The sequence below is a fragment of the Cupriavidus sp. 05N40 genome, from assembly GCF_056397305.1.
Window position 1 is genome coordinate 1 of sequence record NZ_JBFTND010000218.1, and the last position, 11,883, is coordinate 11,883.

At 57.9% G+C, this 11,883-nt stretch carries 11 protein-coding genes; all 11 read left to right on the forward strand.

The genetic code is table 11. From position 1 onward, the window contains the following. Nucleotides 1–44 precede the first annotated feature (44 nt). Nucleotides 45–317 carry a glutathione S-transferase C-terminal domain-containing protein gene (locus tag AC1DO7_RS34280; protein ID WP_477117120.1) on the forward strand — a complete coding sequence of 91 codons (273 nt, stop codon included), beginning with the start codon at nt 45–47 and terminating at the stop codon, nt 315–317. A gap of 138 nt (nt 318–455) precedes the next feature. Then, nucleotides 456–2,168, forward strand: coding sequence for a thiamine pyrophosphate-dependent enzyme (locus AC1DO7_RS34285; protein ID WP_477117119.1), 1,713 nt, complete (start codon nt 456–458; stop codon nt 2,166–2,168). Between the two features lie 189 nt (nt 2,169–2,357). Next, on the forward strand, nt 2,358–3,809 hold the full coding sequence (locus tag AC1DO7_RS34290) for an NAD-dependent succinate-semialdehyde dehydrogenase (protein ID WP_441620382.1): 1,452 nt from the start codon (nt 2,358–2,360) through the stop codon (nt 3,807–3,809). A 193-nt stretch (nt 3,810–4,002) separates the two neighbouring features. Beyond that, the gene (locus AC1DO7_RS34295; RefSeq protein ID WP_441620384.1) at nt 4,003–4,926 is read left to right on the forward strand and encodes a LysR family transcriptional regulator; all 924 of its coding nucleotides are present in this window, start codon (nt 4,003–4,005) and stop codon (nt 4,924–4,926) included. A gap of 412 nt (nt 4,927–5,338) precedes the next feature. Further along, a complete protein-coding gene (locus tag AC1DO7_RS34300) occupies nt 5,339–5,695 on the forward strand; it encodes a LysR substrate-binding domain-containing protein (RefSeq protein ID WP_477117121.1) in 357 nt (118 codons plus the stop codon). Beyond that, nucleotides 5,607–5,945 carry a LysR substrate-binding domain-containing protein gene (locus AC1DO7_RS34305; protein ID WP_441620386.1) on the forward strand — a complete coding sequence of 113 codons (339 nt, stop codon included), beginning with the start codon at nt 5,607–5,609 and terminating at the stop codon, nt 5,943–5,945. The genes AC1DO7_RS34300 and AC1DO7_RS34305 overlap by 89 nt, the downstream gene beginning before the upstream one ends. A 520-nt stretch (nt 5,946–6,465) precedes the next feature. Beyond that, nucleotides 6,466–8,142 carry an MFS transporter gene (locus tag AC1DO7_RS34310; protein ID WP_441620388.1) on the forward strand — a complete coding sequence of 559 codons (1,677 nt, stop codon included), beginning with the start codon at nt 6,466–6,468 and terminating at the stop codon, nt 8,140–8,142. Between the two features lie 6 nt (nt 8,143–8,148). Beyond that, nucleotides 8,149–8,754: a glutathione S-transferase N-terminal domain-containing protein gene (locus AC1DO7_RS34315; protein WP_441620390.1), complete on the forward strand. Its 606-nt coding sequence runs from the start codon at nt 8,149–8,151 to the stop codon at nt 8,752–8,754. A gap of 19 nt (nt 8,755–8,773) precedes the next feature. After that, on the forward strand, nt 8,774–9,769 hold the full coding sequence (locus AC1DO7_RS34320; RefSeq protein WP_441620392.1) for a D-2-hydroxyacid dehydrogenase family protein: 996 nt from the start codon (nt 8,774–8,776) through the stop codon (nt 9,767–9,769). Between the two features lie 88 nt (nt 9,770–9,857). Next, entirely contained in the window at nt 9,858–10,784 is a 927-nt protein-coding gene (locus tag AC1DO7_RS34325) for an amidohydrolase family protein (RefSeq protein WP_441620394.1), read from the forward strand. 112 nt (nt 10,785–10,896) lie between these two features. Further along, on the forward strand, nt 10,897–11,550 hold the full coding sequence (locus tag AC1DO7_RS34330; RefSeq protein ID WP_441620396.1) for a maleate cis-trans isomerase family protein: 654 nt from the start codon (nt 10,897–10,899) through the stop codon (nt 11,548–11,550). Nucleotides 11,551–11,883: the final 333 nt, after the last annotated feature.

An 11,883-nucleotide genomic window follows, 5' to 3' on the forward strand; every position in this document is an offset into this window, starting at 1 on the left:
TGCTTAGGCTGCAAGCGATAGCCGACGGAGTCATGGGCGCTACGATGGCTTTCTTTCTTGAGGCGCGAAGAACTGATACGCAGCCCTGGCTTCTCCGGAGGGAGGAGACGATTCGACGTAGCGTGGGGGTGCTGGCGGAGCGCTGGCTCCCTTCGCATACAAACCTCGGCAGCATTTCCGTGGCTTGTGCTCTGGACTACCTCTCTTTTCGGTGCCCGGACATTGAGTGGCGAAAGGAGTATCCCTCTCTGGGGGCCTGGCTTGATCTTTATGTCGATCGACCAAGCTTCTGCGAGACTGCGCCACCGAAGCACTGAAGGTAGTTGAGGAATACGGCCCGGGCAATGTCCTGGCAAGGTTCCGATCTAAGTGGTGCCTAAAAAGCATAGCTGATATAAAAGCCAACCAATTGATGGATAGCCAGATCGGTAGAAGAATAAGGCCATAGCAACTCCATGGAGACGCAGCACACGCTGCACGGAAAAATGACACGCACTAAGACCGCTACCTCTTCCCACTCGATGCTCTCTGTCTTTGCCGCCAATGGTATTGATCGGGTGTTTCTCGTGCCCGGTGAAAGCTACCTAGGCATCCTGGATGCCCTCAATGAATTTCCGGAGATTGATGTCATAACTTGCCGGCATGAAGGCGGGGCCGGCTTCATGGCATGCGCCGATGGCCGGTTGACCCGCCGGCCTGGCGTTGTGATGGTAAGCCGCGGTCCGGGCGCCACTAATGCATCGATTGCCGTCCACACTGCCCAGCAGGACGCCATACCACTGATCCTTGTGGTCGGCCAGATTCCAAAGGCGGATCTCCGAAAGGAGGCCTTTCAAGAAATCGACTATCAGCAGATGTTTGGGTCAATCGCGAAGTGGGTGGTCGAAGTGACCGACCCGGCCAAGCTGGCGGACGCGGCGTTTAAGGCGATCCGCATTGCGACTTCGGGCACGCCGGGTCCTGTCGTAATGGTCGTGCCGGAGGATATCCAGCAGCAGGAAGTTGTACAGCCAGTCTGGCAGGCAGTCCGGCACGAAGCTGTGGTACCAACAGAAGAATCCCTGGCCAAGGTCGCGGCGTTGCTGGACCACGCTAGACGTCCGCTGATTATCGCAGGTGGTGCGTTGGATTCGCCAGCCGGGCGCCATGCGCTGCAGAATCTTGCGGAGAAGTTTCATGTCCCGGTCGCGGTCTCTTTCCGGCAGCACGACATTTTCCCTTGCACGCACCAGTTGTTCGTTGGCGAGTTGGGTCTCGCCAACCCGAAGGACCAGATCGAAGCGTTTGGGACGAGCGACCTGATCATCGCACTGGGTACTCGTCTTGGCGATATCACGAGCCAGGGCTATACGTTTCCCGCGCTTCCGAAACCCCATCAGAACCTTGTTCACGTTTATCCGGATGAGCATATAGTCGGCCTTCATTTCGCTCCCGACATTGGGCTCCTGTGCGACCCCGAACTGTTCKCGGCACAGCTCGCAAATTGCGCGTGCACCTCGATCCCGAGTGAACGCATGGAATGGGCAGGCAATCTGGGGGCTATCCACAAACGAATCTCCGCTTGGCCTCTGCTCCAGGCGAGCGACGGTGTACCCTTTGTAAAGGTGGTGGAAAGGCTTGCCAATGTTGCCCCCAAGAACACCATTGTCTGTCTCGACGCGGGCACGTTCGCAGCTCCTGTCTACCGGCACTTCCCGTTTGTTTTCCCGCAGCGCCTGATGGCTCCTCTCTCCGGCGCAATGGGTTATGGTACGCCGTCGGCGGTGGCCTCTCAACTGCGGTTGAAGGATCATACTGTCGTGTGCCTAGTTGGGGACGGTGGCTTCCTGATGACGGGAAATGAAATCATTGCTGCGGTGGAACGGAATCTGCCGATCCTCTTTATTCTGTCTAACAACAATTGTTATGGCTCCATTCGTGTGCACCAAGAAAAGACCTATCCGGGTCGCCACGTCGGGACGACACTAAGCAATCCGGACTTCATAGGGATCGCCCGTTCGTTCGGTGTTGAGGCGGAGCGCCTCACGAAGCTGGAAGAGATCGACGCCGCCATTGCGCGTGGTCTGGATGCTCGACGCCCCTATTTCATTGAGGTGCAGTCGAGCCTCTCTGCCATCCTTCCCGGCACGAAATCGGAGGTGGCGGCCGTCGAACGATCCGGCAATTAAATCAGATGAATCAGGTCTCGACGTAGGAACTGCGCAACGAGGGAACATCCGCGCTCGGTTCTGTATATGAGACACGCCTGGCAGGCAGGTAGATCAGATCACACCGCCTAGGATGAAACGTTGCGCCGAGCCCGAAAGACCAATACTGGTCCGTGGGCCATGCGGCAAGAGCCAAATCAAGGATACGACATGAAACTCTCTCGCCCCGATCTCTTCCGAGAAGCCGCATACCTTGCGGGCAGGTGGAATCCCTGTGGGAATGAAGCCCTGGAAGTTCGGAATCCATCGACCGGAGAGGTTATTGGCTATGTGCCCAATATATCTGCTGCTCAGACCAAGGAAACCATTGGCGTAGCCGAACTCGCGTTTCATGAGTTCAAGCGACTGACGGGCAAGCAGCGTGCGGCGCTGATCCGCAGATGGTACGAGCTAGTGCTCGAGCACAAAGAGGATCTTGCAGTGATCATGACCGCCGAGCAAGGCAAGCCACTTGCCGAATCGCGCGCGGAGATCGACTACGCGGCTGCCTATCTCGAGTGGTTCGCGGAAGAAGCGAAGCGCGTATATGGCGATACGATTCTTGCGCCAAAATCCTCGCAGCGCATCTCCGTAACCAAGCAGCCCGTCGGTGTCTGCGCGGCAATTACACCCTGGAATTTTCCGTCGGCTATGGTAACGCGCAAGGTAGGTCCTGCTCTGGCAGCCGGATGTACTGTTGTCCTCAAACCTGCACAGCAGACTCCCTTCTCTGCGTTGGCGCTTTGTGTACTGGCCGAAGAGGCTGGCTTTCCTCCAGGCACAATCTCGGTACTGACCGGAGAAGCCGCCGAGATTGGCGGAGAGTTGCTGAGCAACCCGGCGGTCCGCAAACTGTCGTTTACCGGCTCCACGCCTGTCGGCAAGATGCTGATGGCCGCCGCTGCTGAAACGGTCAAGAAGCTGTCTCTGGAACTCGGCGGCAATGCTCCGTTCATCGTGTTTGAGGACGCCGATCTTGATGCTGCCGTCGTGGGCGCCATGGCCTCGAAGTTCCGCAATGCAGGTCAGACTTGTGTCTGTGCAAATCGATTCTTGGTGCATACCTCGTGCCACGACGAGTTTGTTGCCAAGCTCTCCGCGGCAGTGTCTGGCATGACAATGGGGGATGGCTTCGAGCCTGAATCTCAACTCGGCCCGCTCATCGACGAGAAGGCGATCCACAAGGTCGGCAGGCTCGTCAAGGAGGCCGTGGACGGCGGCGCGACTGTGCTAGCGGGCGGCCATCAGCACAAAGCCGGACCGTTGTTCTACGCCCCAACAGTGTTGACGGACGTGACTTCCAACATGGAAATCTCTCGAGAAGAGATCTTCGGGCCGGTCGTAGCAGTACAACGCTTCTCAGACGATGCCGAAGCGGTCCAGATTGCAAACGGCACGCCCTACGGATTGGCGGCCTACTTTTACACCAAGGATCTGAATCGTGCACTACGCATCTCCGAGGCGCTCGATTTCGGCATTGTTGGTATTAATGAAGGCGCTGTTTCAACGGAGGTCGCGCCTTTCGGCGGCGTCAAGGAGTCTGGCTTTGGGAAAGAAGGCTCGATGTACGGGATTGAGGAATACCTCGAGAAGAAGTACGTTTGCATCGGAAACGTTCAATGAATCAACCCGTCGGTTAGTCGGGATGGACAGCGCCTAGCGTGTAGCGCATGTATGGAGCGCGGCCCTGCTGGCACCAGATAGTGCCAAACGATCGCGGAATTGTGACGCGGCGGGAGTGAGGGGACCCCAAAAAACGATAGGTGGTGATAAGCTATGCCGATATTATCTGGGAGTCGCGATGGACCTTCGGCGCTTGGAACTACTGATGCAGGTGGCTGACTTTGGAAGTTTCTCGAAGGCGGCTGCAGTACTCGGAATCGCGCAGCCCGCGCTCGGGCGCCAGATACAAAAGCTGGAAGACGAGTGCGGGGTTCGTCTCCTCTACAGGCATGGCCGCGGGGTATCCCTTACCCCAGAGGGCGAGCTTCTCCTTTCCAGAGCCAAGCCTCTGGTTCGGCAGCTCGAAGCAATCGCTGGAGATTTGCAGTCGGTACATGAAGCTCCACAAGGGACCGTAATCCTCGGTTTGACTCCCACGATATGTAACCTGATGGGCCTCAGGCTCCTGAAGTTAGTTCAGGAGAAGTACCCCAAGCTCAGTGTGAATATCGTCTCGGGATACAGCGGCTACGTCCACGAATGGCTCGTGGACGGCAGACTCGACATCGCTGTGTTGCATGATGCTCGCCGCTCGGCAACGGTTGCCGTTGACGCGATTGGCGCGGCCCGGCTTTTCCTAGTAACACATCCAGGCGCCAAGATACCAAACAAGCGGAAGAACGCTATTTCAATCGCCGATCTGGATGGATTGCCTCTGACGCTCTCGAGCAAGAATCACGGGCTCCGCCGTACCCTAGAACTTGCAGCAGGACATGCTGGCATTACGCTAAACGTCGTCTATGAAGTTGACACGCTGGCATTGGCAAAGGAACTGGTTGTTGAAGGCCTGGCGTCGACCGTGCTTGCTCGTCCGGCTTACTTGACCGAGTTCCAGCAAGGGAAAGTCACCGAAGTCGCGATAGAGAACCCGGTGCTGGAGACTCGGCTCATGCTTGCAGAAGCTTCGAACCGGCCAGTCACAAGGGGGATGCGAGTTCTCAGGCAAGAGATCCAGACTCTCATAGAGAAACTCACCATCGAGGCAGGTCGCGAGTACGGCCTCATTCCGCTAAGCTAGCGTTTCAATCGTGCCGGAATCGGATGCGCACGCGCGGCCTTGCCGTGCCTCCCTCAGCAGCCAGTGCCATTTCAACCGGTGGTTCACGGGCAGATCAGTCGAGTGCTTTGTCGTTTGGATTGATGATCACTGCCCTCCATGTCGTCGGAGCCTGGGAAATCAGGGTTCACTCCTACGCCTTGATACAGTTATATTGAAGGAGTTCTCATGCACTTTGATTTCGCTGACCTTCGGCTGTTTGCACGTATCGCAGAAGAAGAAAACCTATCGCGCGGGGCGAAAAAGGCATTTTTGTCTCCGGCGGGTCATCGAGCGCCAGTTCGAACACGTGCGCAGCGACTTTGAGGAATTCTCCAAGGATTCCGTTGGCCATATACGCATCTTTGCGAATACAACCGCAGTCACGGAATTCATGCCCGAGGTGCTTGCCCACTTTATGGCAGGGCGACCGGCGGTCACAGTGGACCTCCAAGAGCGCCAGACGCGAGACATTATTCGAGGGGTATTGGACGCTAGCGCCGATTTGGGAATTATCTCCGGACCGCTAAACGCGGAGGGTCTTGAGGTCGTCCATTTCAGTACGGACAAGTTGGCGTTGGTGACTCCTGCGGGGCATCCTCTGATGGAAAAGTCGAATGTTTCGCTTCTTGACACACTAGAGTATGAGCATGTAAGCATGCATGAAGGAAGCACCCTTCACGCGTTCRTTCCTTACCGACCTCGTCCGCGACGAGCGGCGCAAACTGCAAATTCGAATTCAGATTCGTAGTTTTGAGGCCATGTGCCGGATGATAGAAGCCGGGGTTGGCATTGATATCCTTCCGCTATCGGCGGCCCTTCGCCATCGTCGGACGATGAAGCTGGAAATCCTGGAACTCAACGAGCCATGGGTCATACGCGAGCGCGTAGTGATTGCTCGGGATTTAGACGGGCTTCCCGGCTGCGCGAAGGCCCTCATTGACGAACTGATCAAAGTCGCGGAGGCCGCAGGGGGAAGTCCTAGTGGAAGCGTTACCTGAGCGGCGGGTCTCACCAGCCTGCAGCATTCCGCTGATTCCCAGCTAAGCATCCATCGCCACGACACAGCATTCATAGACGCCAAGACCTTTGGCGAGATAACTCCATTCTTGTCGCTATCGACATTCATCAGTTTTTTCGGGAGTTCTATGGTTGCGGCCATGACAGTAGCGCATCGGCGGCTAGCTTCTCGAGCGTCACTCCTCCTTTAGCACCAAACTGTAAGCGCCCCCAAAACTGACAACCTCGGGCTCGCGTTGAGGAGCTCGGGCAGATTCGTGAGTGCTGTGCTGTGTACTTAAGCACAAAATAGAAGACTGGCGCGCAAGGCCATGTGATATGGCGCTCACTGTTTCCAAATTTGATGTGCCACGAGGCGCACTATGCCGAAAAGGTCTATCTGCTATAGACGGGATGCCATTGCGAGTTATCTCGATATGGACGAAATTAGCGGTAAGCCAGTCACGCACTGGCCCCGCAGGGTGCAAGCAAGCACCCGACTAATATATGGGTGGAGACAGCATGGCTAGCAACAGCACAGGTGCGGTGTCGAGCGCGACGTCGACCGAAGTACTATCCGGTTCCGACGCGCGCAAGGCGGTCATAGGGGCATCCCTCGGTACTGTTTTCGAATGGTACGACTTTTTCGTCTACGGCCTTGTCGCCACGATCATCGCCAAACAATTTTTCGCGGGACTGGATTCCACCTCGGCATTCATCCTTGCACTCCTTGGTTTCGGCGCGGGATTTATCGTGCGGCCGCTGGGGGCCGCGGTGTTCGGGCGGCTCGGCGATATGATCGGCCGCAAGTACACCTTCCTCATCACCATCGTTCTGATGGGTGTGGCCACCTTCGCCACGGGTCTCCTCCCCACTTACAACCAGGTCGGCATTCTTTCGCCGGTGCTACTCATCGCGCTGCGGATGCTGCAGGGATTAGCCATTGGGGGCGAGTACGGGGGTGCTGCGATCTATGTCTGCGAGCACGCTCCGGCCAATAAGCGCGGCATGTTCACCTCCTGGATCCAGACCACGGGCACCGCCGGCATGCTGCTGTCGCTGGTGGTTGTCATCTCGGTCTCCTACGCCACGGGTGACCAGTACGAGCAATGGGGATGGCGAGTGCCGTTTCTGCTCTCACTACCCTTGCTGCTGGTGTCGCTCTATATTCGTCTTTCGTTGCACGAATCACCGGTGTTCAAGAAAATGAAGGCAGAGGGAACCCGCTCGAAAGCGCCGCTGTCCGAAGCCTTCGGCCAATGGAAGAACTTGCGGGCGGTTCTCATCGCCTTGTTCGGCGTGTGCGCAGGCCAGACCGTCATTTACTTCACCTGCCAATTCTTCCCACTGTTCTTCCTCACACAGACGCTCAAGGTCGACGCCAAGACTGCGAACATGCTCGTGATGTTCGCGCTGGTGTTCGGTTGCCCGCTATTCGTGGTTTTTGGCTCACTGTCCGACAAGATCGGCAGAAAGCCGATCCTGGTAACGGGGTTGTTGCTGGCCGCTGTGACATTCTTTCCGATTTATCGAGGTTTGACGCACTTCGCGAACCCGGCCCTCGAACGCGCGCAGCAGTCAGCGCCGATTGTGGTGCAGGCGGACCCGCAGGAATGCTCCTTCCAGTTCAACCCGACTGGCACCAAGAAGTTCACGAGCTCTTGCGATGTGGCGAAGCAAGTCCTCGCGCAAAATGCCGCCAGCTATGAAACGCTGCCGGCAGCCAGCGGAACCGTCGCCTTAGTAAAAATTGGAAGCCTCGAGATTCCCTCATATGATGCCTCGCGGCTCGCCCCCGCGGAGCTTAAGGAGGCCGAGAAAAAGTTCAAGGCCGCCGTTCTGGATGGTATGACAAAGGCCCAGTATCCGCACGCCGCCGCGCCCGAGGATATCAACAAGGCAGCGGTATTTGCCCTGCTGGCGGTATTGATGATCTACGCTGCAATGACCTATAGCGTGGTCGGTGCAATCCTGGTGGAGTTGTTCCCCGCGCGGATTCGCTATAGCTCTTTCTCGGTGCCGTATCACATTGCCACCGGATGGTTCGGGGGGCTTCAACCTACTGTTTCGTTCGCGCTGATCGCGCAGTTCGGCAATATTTATTTCGGCCTCTGGTATCCCACCATGGTCGTCGCCGTTTCGCTGGTAGTCGCCGTGCTGTTCCTTCGTGAAACCAGGCATGTCGACATCCACGCCTGAGCGCCCATGACGATGATGAAACTGCTCTACAGTCCAGGCTCGCCCTATGCGAGGAAAGTCCGGATCGTGCTGAGGGAGAAAGGCCTGATCGACAGCGTCGAGGAGGCCGTGGTGAACCCTCACGATAACGGCGCCGAATTTCTCTCGCTGAATCCGCTGGCCAAGGTGCCAACCCTGCAAATCGGCAGTGATTCGCTGTTCGACAGCCCACTGATCTGCGAATACCTGGACGGGCTTTCCGGGGTCGGGCCGCTGATTCCCCGGGAACCGGAATCGCGGATCAGCGTACTTTGGCTCCAGGCCCTGGCCGATGGCATGATGGACGCGGCCGTGGCCTCCGTCCTAGAAGCGCGCAGGAGCGATACCGAGCCCTCAAGACACTGGCTGCTGCGCTGGGAGAATGCGATCAGGCGTTCCCTGGCCGCGCTTTCCACGACTATGCTTCCGTCCCAGATGAGCCTGGGCGGCATAGCGGTGGCCTGTGCGCTGGACTACGTCTCTTTCCGTTGCCCGGCGATCCGGTGGCGCGACGAGTACCCCGAGCTTGCCGCGTGGTGCGACCTATACGTCGACCGGCCCAGTTTTGCCGAGACCACCCCTCCACGTTCTTGAGAGGTTCCCAATGGATCCAATGCCGAAGCCAATCATCGCCATCATTGATGACTACGAACGTTTTGTCCCCGGCCTGGCAGCCTATCGGGAGCTAAGGGCGGCGCTACCGGCAGCGGACATACGCCTGATCAGCGAGCAACCGCTAGGGGCCGCCGGGCTGGCGCAGCTTGAGGACGTGGAATACCTTGTGTTGATCCGGGAGCGGACCCGCATAACGCGCGAGCTGCTCGCGAAGCTGCCATCATTGAAGACGATCGTGCAGACAGGCTCTACGGGTATTGGAGTCACAGCTCATGTCGATACCACCGCTTGCGCGGAACGCGGGATCGACGTGCTCGAAGGTAAAACCGATGGGCATTCGGCCGCTGAGCTGACCTGGGCACTGGTCCTGGCCGCCCATCGGCGCCTTCCTCAGTATATCGATAGCCTCCGAACGGGTCGCTGGCATCAGGGCAGCGGCGCCGCCATCGGGGAAACGCTCCGGGGCAAGACCTTTGGCATTCTCGGCTACGGCCGAATTGGCCAGTTGCTGGGTGGCTACGCCAAAGCTTTTGGTATGACCGTACTGGTGTGGGGCCGGCAGCGCTCGCTGGAGGCGGCACGGGCGGACGGGGTCAAGGTCGCGGAGAGCCGTGCGTGTCTGTTCGCCAACAGTGATGTGCTGACGATTCAGTTGAGGCTCAACGAGGAAACGCTGCACTCCGTCAAGCTCGCCGATCTGCAGGCAATGAAGCCAAGCGCAATATTCGTTAATACGAGCCGGGCGGCTCTGGTCGAGCCGGGTGCCCTGGCGGCTGCGTTGAAAGGCGGTACGCCTGGGATGGCCGCCATCGACGTCTATGAAAGCGAGCCGATATCTGCGGACCATTCCCTGCTGCAGCTTGGCAATGTGTTGGCGACACCCCACATAGGATATGTAGAGCGAGACAGCTACGAAATTCTCTTCAGGTCGGCATTCCAGAAACTTGTCGCTCACGTGCAGGGTGACTTCGCCAGGCACTGCCAGGTGCGGTAGCGCCCAACGCCGCTCCGGCCTGACCGGGCTATTCCGTAGCCCCGGAGGCGGTCAGTGCGGGAAAGTATTCTTAAGGAGACTAAAGATCATGCAACAGGTATATGACGCGGCAGATTCCCTAGACATTCCTTTCAGCCCGAGGCCGGAGAAAATTAGCGCGCCTTCGGTCAATGTCCCCGTCAATGCTACCGATTGCCACTTTCATATCTTCGGGCCGCGGCAGCGTTATCCGCTTTCCCTAGGAAGAATGTACAACCCGGAAGAGGCATCAGTCGAATCGTATCGGCAGATGGCAGATACGGTGGGCATAGGACGCATGGTGATCGTTCAGGCTAGTCCCTACGGGATGGATAACCGGTGCCTTCTGGATTCTATTGCTTTGCTGGGTGAGGAAAGGACGCGGGGTATCGCGGTCATCGACCCCGCCATCACGGACGAAGAGCTGGAGCGGATGCACGAGGCGGGAGTACGTGGGATACGTTTCAATGCAATTTCAGGCGGAACGCCGCTTGAACATTTGGATGTGTTGGCTGCGCGTATTGAGCGATTTGGCTGGCATATCCAGCTTTGGGTAAAGGGCGAGCGGATTCCGTCGCTGGAATCGCGTCTGCTGGATCTGCCCGTGCACGTTGCGATCGACCACATGGGCCAAGTCTCCCCGGCGAAGGGGCTAGCCCATCCGGAATTCCTTAGCCTGCTTCGTTTGCTTCGCTCAGGGCGGGCGTGGATCAAGTTGTCCGGATATCGCGCGTCGGCCCAAGAATTCCCTCATGGCGATATGCTCGATCCGATCCGCGCGATCATCGCGGCCGCTCCTGAACGCTGCGTCTGGGGAAGCGACTGGCCGCACCCTTTGCTGGAGCATCGCAAGATGCCTGATGCTGGAAAGCTGGTGGATTTGCTTGCGGCGTGGGCCGGTGATACTGCAATGTTTGAGAAGATTCTCGTAAGCAATCCGGCCAATCTGTATGGCTTCCCCAGTCAGGTGAGTCTGGGAGGACAAAATGAGTCATGAAGCGCACCCCACTGTTACCAGACGAGGAAAGGCCGCTCGCCCTGGACTACCGGATTCGTCAGTCCRAATAGGATTGATCCTGCCGAGCGTGAACACGGTGGCGGAGCCGTGGATGCACGAGGCGACTCCTGCCGGGACAACCATACACACGGCCAGAATGTTGATGCCGGATGCGTTGACTCCGGCGACGATCGAGCGAATGGACTGCGAAGACGGTCCGCGGGCGCTGGCCCAAATCATGACGTGCAGGCCAGCGGTTGTTGGCTACGCCTGCGCATCCAGCAGTATCGTGCAGGGCCCGGAGTACGACCGTCATCTGCAGGGCGATCTTGAACGGCAGGCGATGCGGCCCTGCACCACGGCGATGGGGGCAATTGCCAGTGCACTGCGCGCTTGTGGAATCCGCAGCTTGTCCCTTGTGTCACCGTATGGTCAAGAGATTGCCGCCGCGGAGCATGTCTACCTTGAGGCGCTAGGATTCCATATTGTTGACGAGGTGCATCTCGGCATCAACTCCGCTTTCGATTTGGCGACGCCATCGGCAGACGAGATCTTCGAAGCGGCAAGCGAGACTTTCAACGCGCGCGCGGATGGCCTTCTGCTTAGCTGCATCAATTTCCCGGCGCATGCTGTCATTCACAGGCTGGAGAAAGCAACGGGAAAGCCTGTGGTGACAGCCAATCAGGCGTTGCTCTGGAAGCTGCTGCGGCTTGCCGGGATTGAGGCGCCAATCCATGGTTTGGGTAGGCTGTCCGAACTGGCGTAGGCTCTCAATTCCTCGCATAGGGGAAGACTGATTCTAGTCACCGCAATCGCAAGGGTCGCAGCAATGGCTCGGGCGAGATTTCGGCACAACGCTTCATCCTGTTGGGTCTAGCCAATCTGGTGCTGGGGAAAAGTCGATTGTGGGCGTCTGTCTGCGGGGAGCTGCCCGTCTTGAGCGCGTAAAGCGTGAAATGGCGGAGGAATCGCGCTCAGCCTGCCGTCAGGACACCAGGAGGGCGGAAATGTCCGCAGCGAGAGTCTTCGATCTACTATTAACTAACGATTCGATTACTTTCGGAAGTATCCCAGCGCCATTTTGACCCATTTCAACGGG